A 17,812-nucleotide genomic window follows, 5' to 3' on the forward strand; every position below is an offset into this window, starting at 1 on the left:
GCTTTCAGCTTTAGCACGTTTCATGGTGCTGTGGTCAGTTCCATAGCCATGGGCGGGTTGTTCATTGCGGCGGGCGATCTGGGCCACAAGTTCGGTTCGCAGTTCAATTTCGGTAATTTTATTAATGTTGTCCCGGGGGGTAGTAAGGCCGGGGCTGTTGGTGGGGGACAGGGCCGGGCAATCCGCGGCGGCACTGGTACGGGCGTTGAGCCGTTGCCGGCTACGGTCGGCGGTAGCGGGGTGTTTTCGGGGACGACGGGGACGGGTGACATTCCGGCCGGGGCGGACTTCCCGGGGGCGGAGGTTCCTACCGAGTCCGGGGCCGTGCCACATGGCACGGCGGGTACGGGTTCGGGTTCGGTCAGGCCATCGGTGTCGACGTCGTCGTCGCCCGGTTTGGCGTCCCACACCGGCACCGGCACGGGGGCGGGGGTCGAGGGTGGTTCGCGTGGTGGTCAGTCGGCCGGCAGCGCGGGCGGCACACAGCACCCGGCCGCGGAACAGCACACGCACACCCGTCCGGCCACGGACGACACCACCGACACGGCCGACTCGGGCGACAGTGCTGGCAGTGCTGGCACGGCCGGCATGTCGGATGCGGCAGGTGTGGTGGGCAGCACGGACGCGACGCATACCGTCGAACCCGACGGTGCACCGCCCACCACGCATTCCCCGGAGACGGTGGGTGCGGTGGATGGGGGTGGTGCTCATGGCGTCGGGTCGTCGGGGCCGATGGCCGGTGTTTCTGGCTCGGGGGTGCCGGGGTCGTTGTCGGTGTCGCCGGGTTGGCAGGCGGCGCGGGCGGGTGCGGTGGTGTCGCGGTCGGATGCGTGGACCGGTGTGGTCCCGGCGCAGGACACCGGTCAGGCGGCACCGGTTCCGGGCGCACCCGTCCAGGCCGGTCCCGCTTTGGGGGCGGTGGGTTCTGGTTTCGATGTGCGTCGTTTCGTCCATGCTGGTGAGCCGGTGGTCGATGTGACGGTGGAGGTCGGCTTCTCCCACATTGGTGCTGTCACGGACACCGAGGTCCAGGCGGAGTGGGAGCGTTTGGCGGCCGGTGTCGAGCAGGCCTTCAACACGTCCCGGTATCCGCTGCCCAGTGGTGAGCGTCTGCATGTCACGGTGGCGCCCGCCCAGCCGGGTGTCCGGCCGGACTTGATCATCGAAGTGGGTTCTGCACGTTCCGAACGCCGTACTCCTGGCGAGTATGCCGAGCAGATCGGCCGTCACCTCGGGCTTCGGCCGGCCGATCACGGCACTCCCGCTCCGGAGCGGGCTCCGCAGGCGGTCCGAACCCTGTCCTCGAGCGAATCGGACGCCACCCGGCCGGGCGGGGTCGGGGAATCCGGCGCCGGCCCGGCTCGGGTTCGTACCGAGGGCAGCGCCGACGCGGTCTCGCCCGCGTTCGTGCCCGCGGGCGACGAAGTCCCTGGCGCGGGGCCGGCAACGGCCACGGTCAGCCATGGGGACCGGGATGGGGAGGTCTCGACGGGGACTCGGGCTGGGGGTGTCGGGGGCGTGCGCGCGGATCGCGCGTCACAGGTTCCGGCAGGGTTGTCCTCAGGGCCGGCACCTCACGCGCCTGCTGACGCGCCTGCTGATGTGCTTGTTGTGGGGGCGGGGGGTGGGGATGGTCCTGTCCGGATGGCGGGGCGGCGTGAGCTGGTGCCGGGGGATGGCAGGTGTCTGCTGTACTCGGTGCTGGTGGGTATGGAGCCTGATGTCTGGCCTGTGGGTCTGGGGGGGGATCCGGGGGGTCGGCATGCGGCTGTGGTGCGTCAGCTCGAAACGTTCGAGCGTGAGGGTGATCGTCTGGTCGGGAGGGTCGGGGAGGCCACGCCGTTGGGGCGTGCCGCGCAGGACCTGCACGGCCTGGTGGTGGGGTATGTCCGGGACGCGGGGCCGGGTGGTGTTCCGGCGGAGGTGGTGCGGCAGTACCGCACGGGTGAGGAGCAACTCGGTCGGCTGAGGGAGTCGACCGAGAGGCTGTTCACGCGGATCGCCCAGGGTGGGGTTCCCCGGGCTGCGACGCCGGGGGACCGGCTTGCGCTGCGTGCTCTGCGCGCTCTGCACGACAAGACGATGCGTGAGCGGGGTGTGGCAGGTTCCGGGCAGCCGGCTGTGGGGTCGCTTGATCAGTTCGGTGACCTGGTCGAGTATTTCTCGGGCGATGGCGGGTCCGACATTGTGCCCCGTATGGTCGATGCCGCGGTTGATGGGGCGTTGGACCTGCCGCTGGACCGGCATGAGTTCGCCGGTCTGGAGGCGTCGTTGCGGCGGTGGCAGCCCAACACGAGCACCTGGAGCAGTGACGAAGGCGAGATGTTCCCGGGTCTGGTGGCTCATGCTCTGGGTATCCGACTGCGTACCTTCACCGGGACCACCCTCATCGCTCAGGCCGGCCCTCAGCATGCCACCCGCAGCGTCGACGTCCACTACAACGGCCGCACCCACTACGACGCCGTCACACCACCCACCCCCACCAACACGACAGGCAGTGTGACGCCGGTCCCGTTCGCCGGCGAGCGGGGTCACGAGCTCACTGCGGAAGGCCCGGGCGTGGTGCGGGCCGTTGGGCAGTACATCGCCGACGAGGACCGCGCGCGCGGGAAACACACGCCGGAAGACCTGCCCTCGCGTCACCCCGCCTGGGGGCAGCAATCCTTCGTGCCCTCGGGCCGGCCACCACATGACTGGCGGGGCCTGCTGGACACCGGCCTGCCCACCACAACCGGCTGGAACCACCGCCCGTATGTCTGGATGGCCGCTACGCGCAACGAAAGCGCCGATGCACTGGACCAGGGCATCCTTCGTGACCGGCTGAGTCAACTGGTTCCGGGCTCTGCGGAGTACGACCGTGTGGACAGGGCTCTGAGGACCCATAACGCTGGCGACCCCGGCAACCTGGCCCAGCAGGCAACGACATTGCCCGCAACGAGAGAGGAAGACCACACCGAGGTCCCGCCAGGTGACACCCACCACGACACTGCAGGCCCCACAACCAAACCAGCCCCCAACGATCCGACCGGAAACGCCCCTCACACAACCAAGAAAAACACCCCCAGGCCAAGTACCCCCACTGCCGACGACGCCACACCGATTGCCGACCGCGGTGATGACACAACCGCCGCGGTGACAGACGATCCAGCCACGTCCTTGACCGTGACCGCCAAGGACCTGACCGGCATTGCGCTGCCACCCAACAGCCCCGCCGCCAGTGCCTGGGCCCTTAACCCCGATGTTGCCTTCACCGTGGGAGAACTACGCCTGGATCAGACAGCCACGGATGCGCTGCTCGTCCACCTCGCACACCGGCCCATAGCGAACAACACTCCCACCACAACGAACGCCAGACACAACACAGACACGGAAAGCAAAGCAACTCCGTACACGAGAAGTCCCTCCGAGGCAACCATGACTGGAGGAGTTCCGACCGCCGAATTCCTCACGATATCGCCGCTCGTCGAAGGTTATTCAGGAACCTCTTCCTGGACAGGGCAAATCAAAACTGGCGAGTACTTTGGCGCCCCTTATGAGGATGACATCGATTCTCTTTCCGATATTCCTGTGCAACCCGGGTGGCGCCAGGGGCCGCGTACTCAACCGCCCAGGCCTGCTTTGGCTTCAGGTACCTCGTCTACCTCGCACGACAGTTCATCGGTCGCCGATCGCCCTCTGCGGCTCGAGCCGAACCCGGCCCCGATGGTCGCTACTGCCGAAGGGGCACCGGAAGGTTCTGCGACCCGGGGTGGAGGTGACGCCACGCTTACCGGGCAGCATCTGCAGCCCACTCCTGCTCCGCCCCCGGCTGTTCCTGAAACTGATATCCCGGTGTTGGCGACCACCGTCGCAGAAGCCGAGACGGCCCCCGTCGTTAGGCCTGTGGTCACCTCTGCGGGCGCCGTCGGACCCGAAAGTCCCGAAAGGGAGCTGGCTAAGTCACCACCGGCACCGGAAACTGAGCTGCGCATCGGTGCAGCGGTCAGTGTCCATCCGATGGCGCGATTCTCGGCTGTCCCGCGAAAAGGACTGCCACTGCCTGGTATGGCTGATCTGGTCGAGAAGCTGAGAGCGGATCTGAAAGCCCAATTTTCGGCAGCTGGCTTGGCACCCCTCTCTGCGGAGGACGAGCACACCCTCGCGATGCTGCATGTGAAACTGGAGCAAAATTTCCGCTACCTGATAACGGCCCGGCCAGAAGAGATCAGCGGCTTCGTCACGAGGATCGGCGGCGCCGAGGTCCTCTTTACCATCGATCCGCAAAACCCGGTCCTCGTCCATAGTGAGCTGGCCGCGAAGGATGATCCGAAGGCACCCAAAGGGACCGCGACGAGCACTTCCACCTTCAACACGGGCTCGTTCTCGCACAATGCGACCGTGAACCGTACAGCCTATTCGGGGGCCCTGTCGCTCTCTGGGGGAATCGACCTCGGTACGGGGGTGGCAGATGCGCTCAGCTTGGGCGCCTCCGTCGGGTTGACGAGGAACGCGAAACACGATGGGACGAATACGGCGCATTTTGTCGAGAGCGGTCATGTCTCCAACCATCGGACCGGCAACTCGCTGGTGGCCTATGACCTCAACCTCTCGTACCGCATACGGGTAGACACTGGCATCCCTTGGAAAAAGATCGTCGCTAATAAACTGTCGAACGGGGACGAGAAGGTTTTCCTCTGGCTGGCCGATAGATTCCTCGGCTCACCTCCGAGGAGTACCACGGTCAATTCTGGAGTCGACAACATCCAGATTCCCGATATGCACATGGCACTCGCCTTGACGCGCATGCCCGAGTTGTACGACGCGGTCCTCTTGGGACTGCGGCAGAAGTGGTCGGCGAAGCTAGGTAGCCGATATCTTCGGGTGGGCAGCTGGGTATCGGACGAACTGCTGCAGGGACTCTACAACTATCACACCAATTTCGAGCACGCGACGGGCGGCGGGTTCAAATTTTACCTTCATGCCTCGCGTGGTGGCCGTACCATTGCCGCGATCCGACTCACGAGCGAGATACTGACGCCTGAGAAGGCGAGGGCCCGCGGTCTCGCGCCGGTGAATATGTTCGGTGCCACTCCCAAGAACAACGCCAACATCGAGACAGTTCACACCATTCTGCATGCCACGGGCGCCTCTCACAAGGTGAGCCAGGAACAGTCCGCCAGCGTCTGGGCGAAAGCGGACCTGGCACCTTCGCTCGGCAAGGGAGGGAAACTCGGTGTTGGTATCAAAGCTTCGGCGGGCGTCAGTAAGGAGAGATCACGGGGGACTTCCGGCAGCTATGACGGGTTGAAGGTCACTGTGTACCGCAACATCGGGCCGAACCCGTTCTACGCGGTGCCTGTGGAGCACACCATCCACGTGCAGGTCCGCGAACCGGACAGCACACTGCGAGATGTGCAGCCGATTCCCGACGTATCGGCGGAAGTGTCGCTGACAATGCCGCAGTCCGACGCCTTCACTCACGGATTCCCGGTGGACAGCGAGATGATCGAAGGGGGCGCACTGCGTGGGTCCGCCCCGGTGTCTGACGCGGTCCCGCCCCGTCAGGCTCCCGCCTATCTGCGTACAGGGGTCGGGTTGAGCCGCGTCCACGTAGCCCCCGAGACCGTCACAGAGATCGGCGATCACATCCGCACGGTATTGCGGGAGAAGGGCTACCTGCCCGACCCGGAAAACGTATTTGCGGGTGTTTCCTGGTTCCCGAAACAGACGGATGCCAAGATCCAGGCAGAAAAGACACTCGACAATTGGCTGCTCGGCATGGGCGACTACATGAATGCCATGATGACCGATGACGGGAATACTATCCGGCTGAAGCGGATAGGTGTCGGGACAGAGGAGTACGTCAACGTCACCCTGAAGGCCAGGTTCGACGTCAAGGACGTCCGTTACCAGGGCGCCACCGCAGAGGAGCGTCTCGCGCTTCTTCTCATGGCATTGCGCATCGCGTCCCAGTCGAGCGCAGGGGCTGAGCGGATATCAGGAGGCATCACTGCTGGCATCATCTACAAGGCGCTGAAGAACTTCGGGGTCGATTTCGGAGCGTCGTGGTCGAAGACGTCCAGCCTCGGTGAGGTCCAAGTCTTCAACCACCCTGTGCTTTTTGAGGCTACGGGAGATCTCCTCAAATTCCGGATCAATAAGCTAATCTTTACGTTGGAGATCGCCGAAGGTGTCAATGGGGTTCTCGGCCACAGGATCGGCGGCGTAACAGACGGTATTCACACGCACAGTTGGCCCGATCAAAGTGCCGATCTGCTCGTTTCCGACCTGCCGGTAGATGTCCCGGAGCGGCTCCCGAGCACAGGGGAAACGCTGCCTGAAGTCTTTGAGCAGGCCGTGATCGTCCACCTGGACACCAACGGCGTGACCGGAAGCGTGCAGTCCCTGCTGCCGGCGGACCTTCAAGGGCCCGGGTCCGCCACGGCGGACGCGTTCCGGCAGCTGACGCTGCACGAGACCCTTGTCGCGCAGTTCCCGCACATGTTGCAGGGTGCAGGCCACTTCGACCTCGACAGTGGTTCCGAATACGGGCTCCTGAAGAACGCCTACTCTGTTCTCTCCGGGAAGGCCAAGGTGATGGAAGCGACATTCCTCGGTGCCACCGCCGAGCCTGTCGTTCTCGCCCAGATAGCCCTGCTGCAAGCTCAGGCCAACAGCGGTCAATCACAGAGCCTGCAGATCGGCGTGGGTCCGGCAGGCGTCTCGGTTGGCGGACCGGCTGGCGATGCGACAGCCAGCGGCTCCTTCGGCGCCGGGTTGTCCATCGCGCGTGGCATGTCCTGGTCGCAGACGCTGACCGGCGGGTTCGAGCAGATCGCGCTAGCCATCGGCACCGGGTATCTGTACGCCGCCAACTCTGAGATGACTTTCAGCGTCGGCTGGTTCAAAAACGGCACCTTCGTCCGAACCGACAAGGGTAATGGCACCACAGCTCCCCGGCTCCGACAGACGATCTTCATCGTCTCGGAACATGACGCATTGTCCTTCTATGCTGACAACGAGCTTCCGGTCTCTGACGAACGCCTCGCCGAGGTCGTGACGCAATGGCACAGCCCCAAGCCACCGAGCAGCAGCACGCTTATGGCGCGACTGCTGCTGCGCTGGCTCGACGACCGTACTGGGCTGCCCGAGGGAACCGACTTGGAAAGGCTTGCCGAGGTGGTACGGGGACGCCATAATGCAACACGGCCGCAGGTCCGCAACCGGATACTGGACCGCAAAGTGCTGCAGCGGTTCAACGAGGCGTTCCCTGACCAGAGCGTCGAGCCCGTCGAGCTGCGCCCGCCATCCTATCTTGCGGCCTCGTACGAGCCCCATCGGCTCATCGGTCCCGCGGCTATATCGGGGATCCGCTACGAGGACGGCCGCACGCTGTGGGACACCGTCCGTGAGCTGGTGGAGCAGGTAGCCCCCGGCCTGCTCAGCACCTCACCCCTGGTCAAGAGTGTGCACGGCAGGCGGCAGGGGAAGGTGCACGGTGGCCTGATGACTCTGCAGACCATCTTCTCCACGCGGTCGGCGATCTTGTACCTGGACCTCCTTGACGAGAACGGAGTGGAGATCTCCCTGCCTCACCCCAAGGGGCCCCTTTACGAGGACGTTGTGATCAGGGTGTCGACGTTGCTCACCGGGGCTGCCGAAGCTCACCAGGAGCGCAACGACGCCAGTCTGGAGTTCTTTCTTCACGGGCAGAATGCCAAGACGGTCTCGCAGAACGGCTCCCGTACTGTGAAGACATCGGCCAACTTCGCCCCCGGAGGCCCCGCCTTCAGTGGGGCGACGGCCGTGGAGAGCTTCCTCGGCGGGAGTTCGGAGGTGGCCCTCAACGAGACGCAGTACTGGGAGAGCATCTTCGGCGACGACGGCTGGCAGGTGGAATTTGAGGCGCGAATGCGCACACGTGTCGAGGTCGGGCTACGCGACGTTCCGCGCAGCGATTTCAATAACGCCCTCATGAGAGCTGACAGGTTGCTGGCCGATCGCTCACCGGTCGTCCGCTTCCTGAGCGGCACCATGAAGATCTCTGTTCCGGGTTCCATGACCACGATGGGCCCGAAGAAGGAGTATATGTACAAGCTGCCGTCCTCGATTCCGGTCGATCTGCCGGTGAACAAGCACCCGGTGGGATTCCTGCTCACCGGCGGCCGGCACCGGCAGATAGGAAGTTTCCTCAAGGCCATGTATGGGGATCGCGTCATGGTGAAGGGGGGCCATGGCGACACGTTTCTGCCCGCGATGACTTCGCAGTCGATGCTGACCGCGCAGGCGGTGCGCAGGCAGACGAGGGACTACCAGCTCTCGGCAGGCTACGCCCCGCCCGCCTCTCCCCTCAAGCGTGCTCGGATCACTATGGACACCCAGTTCACCGACTTGAGGGTGCTCGACGAGTTCGATGGGGCCGGATTCGGCACCTACTTCAAGTACATCACCGCGGTCACGACCGCCCGGCAGACCAGCCATGGCGCGGCGTTCAAAGCTGACTTGTCCAACCAGGGCGACTTTCCCAAGACACACGATTCCCACGGTGAGGGCACGTCCCTCCAGTACTCCGCTGCAGGCGACGTAAAAGCAGCGCATCAGGATCAGCCCCGTACGGAAGCCTTCGCGAAAGAGTCGAAACGTATCTTCTACATCGCGGTGACTGGCAGCTTCCGTCTCCACGCCAAGTTGACGCAGGGCCATCTCATGTTCGGCCGTAGACCTACCCCGCGCGGCACCTTCAGCAGCCAGAGGTTCACGGGCGAAATGCACCTCCTCGTCAACGAGGACGACTACCGTGGGATGGCCGAAAGCCTCCGCGAGCACCGCAAATTGAACGCGGACACCGTCCAGAGCTGGGACCGCGATCCGAAGTCCGTCCAGCATTTCGACCTCGCAGGCATCCTCGTTGAGATCGCGCGAGACAGCAGGGCCCATGCCGGTGTGGCGCCGGCACTCGTGGCACGCGCCATCGACGACCGCATGTTCCACGGGAACCAGCGGCTCACCGGGCCGAGGAAGTTGCAAAAGCGCGCGAACCGGAACCGTCCCAGGATCACCGACAGCCGCAGACTAGTCCTGGAATTCGACGCCGACCGCGTTGCACAAATGCCGGGTGCGGCCCCGGTCCTTGTGTTCGAGGAGCCCGGCCCGGGTGTTCTCGGGCCCGATCAACCGGTCCTGAGCTCGAACGTCATCCACCTCACCAGCCGGGTGGCGATGACCCTCAACGCCTACGTGGAACTGAAGATTGTGCGGAACGGTAAGCTTGATCGATGGTGGTTCCACCCAAAGGGCCGGATCTTTGCCTTTGACCCAGAGGGCAGGACCGACGACGCGCCGCTGTTCCTCGACGATGCGGTCAACAGGCGGATCCTGACACGCGAGCTTGCCAGGGAGGCCCAGATCTGGGGCTTGGAGCCCAAGGACATTGGACAGTTGGAGAGGACCTCGTACAGCCGTGACCTGACCCTAGGACAGGCGGTACAAGAGAAGGTCGACGAGTGGCACGAACGGCTCGATACTATCGACCAGGATCTCTGCGAGATCCTGGAGACAACCCACCTCATCCACCAGGCACTGAGTACCAGCCAGATCCTGACAGACGGCGATCAGCAACTTCAACGGTCCACCGCTGAGGCCGTCCAAGCCCTGCGGGACGCCGCGCGAGGAAACCGCGAGCTGAGCGGCGACGACGTGGAGCGGTTTCGCCAAACCAGATCCCGCGCGGGCGAGCAGTTCGTCGTCGCATCCGACGGCACGGCACATGACGAAGCCCTTCCATCCCCGTTGCCGTCGGCGGACGGGCGGTATCTCCCACCCGAGGGGAAGGCCGGCGTGTCCCACGCACGCGCTGACAAAGACCGCTACGGCAACCTGCTCCCGCTTCCAGGGGATCCCGCGGCACCGGACATCCCGTTGCAGTTGCTCACCTTCGATTTCGCCCGACATTCCCTGAGGCTCCGCAACCCTGGGTTCAACCAGATTGATGAGCTGGCTACCCGGATCAGGGAGGCGATCCGGCACCGGAGCCAACGAGGCCTTTCCAAGCCCGCTATCACTATTTCGGCCGGCGGCAACGGATCCTGGCTACTCGGCGGCGGCAGTCGGAGCCGCCGGGCCGAGGAAACGGGCAGGGCGCGAGGAGAGGCCGTCCTGGAGTACCTCCGCCGTGCACTAGGCACAGATGCTGCGAACGTCAGATTCGACAGCCTGGTCAACCGCGGCCGGAACCTGAGCGACGCGACGACAGCGGAGCAGCAGCAGTTGGCTAAAGGCAAAAGACGACGCCGCACCGTTGTCGAAGTCCGGTTCGATGACGGCCCAGCGACGCCGAAGGAGACGCATCTGGACGTGAAGGGCTCACTGCCCTCGATATCCGAGGAGGAAGAGAGCGGGCCCCGTCCCCTTACCGAATCCAGAGCCGAATTGGGTCCTGATGTGTCGGCTGGACCGTTGCCAAGCGAGCCCGAACTGAGGGGATCCGGGGGTGAAATCACCTCACCGGCTCCCCCCGGAAGTACGATCCCCCGTTCGGGGATCGCTGGCCCCGTGAAGTACCCCGATGAGCCGCAGCCAGCAGGACTCGACGCGACGATGGGCTCTAGTGAAGTGCCGGGAGCCATGGCGAGGACCACACCGGCCCGGATGGACCTCGACACGCTCGCGAAGTTCAACGTCACTCCGACGCTTGGCCAGAAGGCCGAAGCATTGCTTTTGGGAGGGCCAGCGCCCGAGGTGGAGCTGAGTTCGGAGCAGCGTGCGCAAGTGTCGGCGTATTCGGCCGGTCCCACTGACCGGTCGCCCTCGCAGGATGCCGCATCGGGCGGCGGCCACCTGCCGTCCGGTGACTTGGTTCCTGGGGCGGAGGATAGGCGCGGCGCCGGTTCGGCGAGGGCTGAGGACGTCGCCTTGCCGCCAGGGGAACGTTTGAGAGTGTTGTCGAGAGGGTTGTGCCTGCTGCACTCCGTGCTGGCGGGCATGCCACCCCAACTCTGGCCCCTGGGATTGCACGACGGCTATCCCGGAGGCGCGCATGCTCGGCATCAAGCGGTTGTGCGTGGCGTCGAAGGGGGCGGCCTCGACGACGTTGCTCTGAGCGCTGCCACGGACGCCTTGCGTCAGATGGTCCAGCAGTACGTGCAGAATAGGGGGCGGTCGGGCATTCCGTTGGAGGCGATCGTGCCGTTCCGCAGGACTGAGACTGAGACCCGTAGGCGGTGGGAGTTGCTCACCAGCCTCTCCGACGACGAGTTGCGTCAGCGGATGCGCAGCACGGGCGTGCAGAGCATCACGTCGTCGGGATGGTTGAGCCCGCAGGCCCTGCGTGACCTCTACGTGAGGACGCGGGCCCGCAAGCTCGTGGAGGCGTCGGGCCCGTTTCCTTCTTCACCGCAGGCGGCGGCGATGCTGGCAGCGAGCGAGGTCCCGGTGACCACGGTCACGCCGGGTAGCTGGAAGCTGGACGATACCGCACTGGGAGTTGAGGCCCAGTTTGCGTACGTGACCGAGCACGCCGTGGGCGGTCTTCCGCTGGAGCTCATCGACAGTCGTGACCTTCTGATCGGCGCTGCCGTGGACGCCACAGCACGCGAGCCGCTGTCTGATCAGGAATACCGGGCGCTGAATGCGGCTGTGCGCGCATGGGCCTGGGCCACCGATGAGGGCGAGATGTTCCCGGCACTGGTGGCCCACACCCTCGGTGTGCGGCTGCACGCGTTCTACGAAGCCGGTGGGCGCACAGAACTATGGTCCACGCTTGGACCGCAGGCATCCAGTGGTTCAGTCAGCGTGTACTACAACGGCTTCGACCACTATGACGCCGTGCGCATATCCGCCACCGTGCCGCCGGTCGCGGAGGGCGCTGGGCCACAGCACGCTGGCGGGTTTGAACAGGACCCGGATTACTGATTTCTAATGGTGTTTGTCAGGGGCTTCGGTGGCGCTTGGCGATCAGGTCCCGCCGGTGTGAGCCCGCGTTGGGGCGGCTCGGTGGTGAAGGTGCGCTGGTCTCGGATGAGGGCCGCCCAGAGCACATCAAGGCGGCGTCGAGCGAGGGCGAGACTCGCCTGTTTGTGGGTTTTCCCCTCGCTTTGTTTGCGCTGATAGAAGGCCTGTGATGTAGGGCAGCAGCGGGCGGCGACTTGGGCGGAGAGGTAGAACACATGCAACAGCGGCGGTGGTAGCGGTGAGGCCTGCGCATGTTGCCGCTGATCCGGCCCGAATCCTTGGGCGCAGTTGCCAGTCCGGCGACGCCGGCGAGCCGACTGGGGCTGCCGAAGGCGTCCATACCGCCGCCGGTGCAAGCGTGAACTCGGCGTCGTGCATATGCCGATGTCGGGCATGCTGGTAATGACCTCGGCGTGCTCGTGCTGACGGAACCGGGCCTCGATCGTCGCGTCGGTGCGGGCGATTTCCTCGTCCAAGGTCATCACCGCCCGTGCGAGGGTGTGCGCATGGTGGCGGCAGTCCTCTTTGTCAGGAACCGTGGTTTGCTGAGCCTGTGCCGCCTGGACGGCGACCGCCGCCACTGCCCGAGCACTTCTGACCTTGCGGTCCGAAAGTCAACTCCCAAACCGGGCCTGCCCGATACGGTGCAGGCGGCCGGGGTCGGGTAACAGCTCAGCAGGGCGAGTGAGGCCGGGGATGTGCTGTAGTCGAAGGCACGCTCCAGGGCCGCGAAGTACTCCAGGACCTGCGCGCGGGTCCGGTCGGCGGTGAGGTCATAACGCTGGGCAGTGAGGATCCGCAGGTCTATCGCGATCTCGTCCCATTCCTGCAAAGACTGCAGGTCACGCCGCATACGGGCCTGGTCCGCGACGACGTAGGCCTCCTTCGCGTCGGTCTTCCCGTCACCGGGGTAGGAGCTGGAGGCGTGCTGCACCGTCCTGCCCGGGATGTAGAGGAGTCGCTGCCAGTGTCCGGTCAGCAGCACGATCCATGGCGCGGCCCCGCCGGCGTTCAGGTCGACCGCCCAGGTCGCCGGATCGCCGTCGCCCAGGACCAGCACGTCGCTCAATAGTCTCAGCAGCTCAGGCTCGTCGTTTGGCAGTCGCCTCGACAGAACCTTCGCCCTGTCCGCATCGAGCGCTGGTTCGCGTCCCCTTGGTTGCCTGGGTCGAGGCTGATGGCACCCTTCTGGCTTCGCCGGTGGTGTCTTGCTCGTGCAGCACGCCTGAGGCTCGTCCGCTCGGCATGGCCCGCGGCCGGTGCCGATGGGCCGGGGCGGCGAACCGGAGTGGGCTGTGGGCGCGCCTGGGGCCCTGTGTGTGGGTGGGCTCAGGCGTGGTCGGGGTTGTCGTTGGGTGGAGTGGTGGGGAGGGTGAAGGTGATGCGGGTGCCGGGGGTGTGGGCGGGGTCGAGGGTGATGGTGCCGCCGTGGAATTCGACGATCTTCTTGCACAAGGCGAGGCCGCTGCCGCTGCCGGGGTAGTTGTCCTTGGTGTGGAGGCGGTGGAAGATCACGAAGATGTGGTCGGCGAACTCCGAGTCGATGCCGATGCCGTTGTCGGTGACGGTGAAGCGCCACTGGTCGCCCTCGGGTGTGGCTCCGAGGTGGATTGCGGGGGTGCGGTCGGGGTGGCGGAATTTCACGGCGTTGGAGATCAGGTTCTGCCAGAGCATGCCCAGCTGCGTAAGGTCTCCGGTCAGTTCGGGCAGATGATCGCGGGTGATCGTGGCGCCGGATTCATCGATGGCCACGCTGAGGTTATCCAGGGACTGGTCGACGACGTGTTGAGATCGGTGGGCTGGTGTTCGCTGGGTAGCCGGCCGACGCGGGAGAAGGCCAGCACGTCGTTGATGAGGAACTGCATGCGGGTGGCGCCGTCGGCGGCGAAGGCGATGTACTGGTCGGCGCGGTCGTCGATCTGGCCGGCGTAGCGGCGCTGGAGGAGCTGGGTGAAACTGGCGACCTTTCGCAGCGGTTCTTGCAGGTCGTGGGAGGCCACGTAGGCGAATTGCTCCAGTTCGGTGTTGGAGCGCTTGAGGTCAGCGGCCTGTGCGTCCAGTTGCTGTCGGGCCTGTTCGCTGAGCGCGATCTCGTCGGCCAGTCGTCGGCGCATGGATTCCAGGTCGGCACCCAGGTGGCGCAGGTCGGCCGGGCCGGTGGTAGTGATGGGGCGGGCGAAGTCGCCGCGGGTGACGGTGTGGGCATCGGCGCCGAGCCGCGAGAGCGGGCCCGTGATGCCGCGGCGCAGCCCTTCGAAAATCAGCACGGCCAGGAGCACGATCACCACCACGATCGCGATGAGTACCTGGTCCTGCAGGTGCTGGGCACCGGTGAGGTCGCGGACTGCCGAGGTGCGGTCATCGCGCAGATGGTCCTGCTCTGTGATCATCGCTGCGCGCAGCTGGTCGAATGCCGCTTTGCCCTCTGTGGCGCGCTCGCTCGCCACCGGCACCGGTGCGCCGGCCGGGGCAGCCGCGCTCGGGCCCGCGAAGCGCCGCTGCCAATCCTGCGAGCGGGCCAGAACTTTTTGCAGGTCCGAGCGGCCTTGCGGATTATGCACCAGCAGCTCGCGCAGGCGGTCGACGGCCGTCTTCTGATCCGCCAGGCCCTGCCGGTACGGTTGGAGGAACTCCTTCTGCCCGGTCAGGCCGTAGCCGCGGATGCCGGTCTCCTGGTTGACCAGGGCGGCTTCCAGATGTATGGAGTTGGTCAGGGACGGAGAGCGGGTGTCGACCAGATCCCGGGTGATCGACGTGGCACGGTTCATCGCCCACAGCCCCACCCCGCCGAGCAGCACGAGCACGACAAGTGCCGCGCTCACGCCACCAGCAGCCAGCGCCGCGTCGTCCAGCCTGCGTCTGCACGCCGGGTAGCGCCCTGCTCTGCCATCATCACGATGCTCCTGGGGTTTCCAGCCGGCCCTCGCGCATGTGTGCGGCGGAAACACTGTACCCGGTTACGACAACTCTTGTTGTCACCTCAAGGGTGTGCGCCTACAGTGGGCGCATGCCTGGCATTCACTTCTCATTGCGGATGAGCGAGGACGAGATTGCCGCGCTCACTGCCGGCGCGGTCGACGACCTCGTCGGTGAACTGGTCGGTCGCGCGTTTCAGCGCCTGCCCGGGGGCGAGAACCCGCCCGCCCAGGCCGAGACCCTGGCGCATCTGCACATGCTGGTCCACCTCAAGCAGGCGATCGAGCGCTTGGAGGAGAATGCCGCGCACGAGGCGGCCGATGCCGGTGCCGGCTACCCGCAGATCGGCCGGGCGTCGAATATGACCCGGCAGGGCGCCCGCCGCCGCTGGCCGGGACTGATCACGCACGAACCCTCCCCCCACGCCGATCCCCGGAGCTCTCGATGATGATCGCCCCCGCTCGCCCCTACGACGTGCTGCTGGTCGAGGACGACGTCGCCGACGCGATGCTCATCGAGGACGCCCTCACCGCGCGCGGTACCCGCAACCTCACCCAGGTCCAGGACGGCATTGCCGCCTTGGACTACCTGCGCCGCCCCGGGCAGGCCCGGCCCGACCTGATCGTTTTGGATCTCAACATGCCCCGCATGAACGGCCGCGAGCTGCTGGCCGTCATCAAGAGCGATGAGGACCTGCGGACGATTCCGGTGGTGGTCCTGACCACGTCCTCGGCGCCCGACGACGTCACCGCCGCCTACCGCCAGCACGCGAACGCCTACGTCACCAAGCCCGTCAACCTCGACGACTTCGAACGCGCCGTGCAGAGCATCGACGCCTTCTATCTCGATACCGCCACCAAACTTCCCCGCCAGTAGCAACCCGATGGTGCTGCCCTGCCACCGGAGAGCCGAATGCGCGGCGTTAATCGGGGTGGGCGGGCAACGTCCTGGGGGCGTGAACAGGAACATGGAACAGGTAAGGAGGGGGGCGCTGACATGCAGATAGTGGCCGATGGCGTTGTCCAGGAGGCACAGGATTGCGGCACGGCGGAGGGGCTTCCGGAGGTGTCCGGCACGATGACGGCGCCGGAAGCGCGGCAGGTTTCCAAGGTGATGTTCGCCCGCCTGCAGACGCTGGAAGAGGGCACCGCGGACTACCAGTACGTCCGTAACACGCTGATCGAGATGAACACCGCTTTGGTGCACTTCGCGGCCTGTCGCTTCTCCCGGCGCGCGGACCAGATGGAGGACATCCTGCAGGTCGGCACGATCGGTCTGATCAAGGCGGTCGACCGCTTCGACCCCGACTACGGGGTGGAGTTCGTGACCTTCGCCCTCCCGACCATCTTGGGCGAGATGAAGCGGTTCTTCCGCGACACCAGCTGGTCGGTCCACGTACCGAGGCGGCTGCAGGAGCTGCGCCTCGACCTGGCCAAGGCCACCGACCTCCTGGCGGTCGAGCTGGACCGGGCGCCCACGGTGGCCGAACTCGCGGCCCGTCTGGAGATCGGCGAGGACGAGGTCGTGGAGGCGATGACGGCCGCCAACGCCTACTCCGCCGCCTCCCTGGACGCGCCGCCCACCGAGGAGGGCGACCACGGGAGCGCGTGGGAGGAACGGCTGGGCTACGACGACAACGCTTTCGGCAAGGTGGAGGAGATCGAGACGGTCAAGCCGCTGATCCGGCAGCTGCCGGAGCGAGACCGACTGATCCTTTCCCTCCGCTTCGGCCACGACATGACCCAGGCGCAGATCGGCGCCGAGCTGGGCATCTCCCAGATGCAGGTCTCCCGTCTCCTGACCAGGATCCTCACCCGCCTGCGCACGCAGGCTCTGGCCCTTCCGTAGCCCTTACGCCGGATCGTCCGCCCGGCCGGGGGCCCAGCGGCGGCCGTTGCCACCGCATCCCGGCCGGGCGGACACCGCACACCTTACGGCCCGGCCTGTGTATACCGGCCGGAGGGCCATAAACACGGGCTCGCCTGCCCGGCGGCCCGCCACCGGGTGCACACAGGTGGGGCGGCTCGCCGGGGATGTTTGCGCTGGTTCCGGGGCACGTTGCTGGCGAGCCGCCTGTGGTGGCGTCTACCCCGGAACGGGGTGGGGGAAGTGCGAAGGGTGGGGTTCGCGGCCTGATCGGCGGCACGGGCCCACCCTTGGATGTGGGTTGTGTGAGTTCACCATCGGTACCAGCGGCGGCGTCCGCCGCCTTCGGCGGCCCGGAAGACGAAACCGAACGCCCACACCAGCACGATGATGGCGATCCACCACAGCGCTTTGAGGGCGAACCCCGCACCGAAAAGGACCAGGGCGAGTAGCAGGACAAGCAGCGAAGGAACCATATCGTCAACCTCCTGAGCGTGCGTCTGCTCCGCAGACCGGCTACCACGCGTGAACAGAGCGGAGTCGGCCCCGAGAGGGCCGATCTGGGTGCCGCCGTGGTGCGGGGTCAGTGCGCCAGGTGCAGTTGGTGGTGGGAACGTGCGTGGACAGTGAGGGGGTGTGCCGGGCGAGCGAACGGGCGCGCTGCCACTCCGCTTTCGGGTCGGCTTCTACGACCGCCTTTACATCCGGTGTGATGCGCTCTTCGTGCTCATCGACGTGATCGCGTGCGTGGACGACGGTCCGGTTACGACCCTGATCGAGCTCCGCCCGGGTCCAGCGTGGCTGGCCGTGTCGTCCTCGTGGCGGGTAGCTTCGCGGGGCCCGGGCCCGCGGGGCCCGCCCGGTCAGGACAGGGTCACGGGCAACGGCCCGCCGGGCGGGCCCGGGTGACGAGGTCGAAGGCTGTGGTGGTGGTGTCGAGCCAGAGCACGAATCGGATCAAGCTTGATTCCCGGATGATGAGCGCATGCGCATCAGCCATGAGGCAATGAGCCTTTTCAGCGAGGCCACCGATCGGGTGACGGTCGGCCGGTCGGCGACTCGTGCAGAACGGACGAGGCTCCTCGGCGGTTGAGTGAGATGT

8 protein-coding genes and 1 pseudogene are annotated in these 17,812 nt (G+C 65.8%); 4 read left to right on the top strand and 5 right to left on the bottom strand.

The annotated features are described in order from the left end of the window. Positions 1-30 precede the first annotated feature (30 nt). Positions 31-11,889: a hypothetical protein gene (locus ACIP98_RS40235; RefSeq protein WP_401981497.1), complete on the top strand. Its 11,859-nt coding sequence runs from the start codon at positions 31-33 to the stop codon at positions 11,887-11,889. A gap of 86 nt (positions 11,890-11,975) precedes the next feature. Here the strand turns inward: ACIP98_RS40235 and ACIP98_RS40240 are convergent. The 3 genes and pseudogenes from ACIP98_RS40240 to ACIP98_RS40250 all read right to left on the bottom strand — a co-directional run. Continuing rightward, positions 11,976-13,066 (bottom strand): annotated as a pseudogene (locus ACIP98_RS40240) (transposase); the annotation flags it as partial. A 191-nt stretch (positions 13,067-13,257) separates the two neighbouring features. Next, a complete protein-coding gene (locus ACIP98_RS40245; RefSeq protein WP_401981499.1) occupies positions 13,258-13,680 on the bottom strand; it encodes an ATP-binding protein in 423 nt (140 codons plus the stop codon). Then, a complete protein-coding gene (locus ACIP98_RS40250) occupies positions 13,626-14,750 on the bottom strand; it encodes a CHASE3 domain-containing protein (protein WP_401981502.1) in 1,125 nt (374 codons plus the stop codon). The genes ACIP98_RS40245 and ACIP98_RS40250 overlap by 55 nt, the downstream gene beginning before the upstream one ends. A 185-nt stretch (positions 14,751-14,935) precedes the next feature. Between ACIP98_RS40250 and ACIP98_RS40255 the strand changes: the two genes are divergently transcribed. The 3 genes from ACIP98_RS40255 to ACIP98_RS40265 all read left to right on the top strand — a co-directional run bounded on the left by ACIP98_RS40255 (position 14,936) and on the right by ACIP98_RS40265 (position 16,692). Beyond that, on the top strand, positions 14,936-15,292 hold the full coding sequence (locus tag ACIP98_RS40255) for a hypothetical protein (protein ID WP_401981504.1): 357 nt from the start codon (positions 14,936-14,938) through the stop codon (positions 15,290-15,292). Continuing rightward, entirely contained in the window at positions 15,289-15,720 is a 432-nt protein-coding gene (locus tag ACIP98_RS40260; protein WP_401981506.1) for a response regulator, read from the top strand. The genes ACIP98_RS40255 and ACIP98_RS40260 overlap by 4 nt, the downstream gene beginning before the upstream one ends. Positions 15,721-15,840: 120 nt before the next feature. Further along, complete coding sequence (locus ACIP98_RS40265) at positions 15,841-16,692, top strand: RNA polymerase sigma factor SigF (protein ID WP_401981509.1); 852 nt, start codon at positions 15,841-15,843, stop codon at positions 16,690-16,692. Positions 16,693-17,021: 329 nt separating this feature from the next. Here ACIP98_RS40265 and ACIP98_RS40270 read toward each other — a convergent pair whose 3' ends face one another. Continuing rightward, positions 17,022-17,186, bottom strand: coding sequence for a hydrophobic protein (locus ACIP98_RS40270; RefSeq protein WP_401981511.1), 165 nt, complete (start codon positions 17,184-17,186; stop codon positions 17,022-17,024). A gap of 398 nt (positions 17,187-17,584) precedes the next feature. Then, positions 17,585-17,812, bottom strand: a 228-nt coding sequence (locus ACIP98_RS40275) for a hypothetical protein (RefSeq protein ID WP_401981513.1), incomplete at its 5' end; no start/stop codon positions are given.

Source organism: Streptomyces sp. NPDC088354 (assembly GCF_044753585.1).
In the GTDB taxonomy this organism is placed as follows: Bacteria; Actinomycetota; Actinomycetes; order Streptomycetales; family Streptomycetaceae; genus Actinacidiphila.

What these genes read in the sequence shown, in the direction of transcription:
- ACIP98_RS40270 (WP_401981511.1), bottom strand. Translation starts at nt 17,186, where the DNA reads ATGGTTCCTTCGCTGCTTGTCCTGCTACTCGCCCTGGTCCTTTTCGGT.
- ACIP98_RS40260 (WP_401981506.1), top strand. Translation starts at nt 15,289, where the DNA reads ATGATGATCGCCCCCGCTCGCCCCTACGACGTGCTGCTGGTCGAGGAC.
- ACIP98_RS40265 (WP_401981509.1), top strand. Translation starts at nt 15,841, where the DNA reads ATGCAGATAGTGGCCGATGGCGTTGTCCAGGAGGCACAGGATTGCGGC.
- ACIP98_RS40255 (WP_401981504.1), top strand. Translation starts at nt 14,936, where the DNA reads ATGCCTGGCATTCACTTCTCATTGCGGATGAGCGAGGACGAGATTGCC.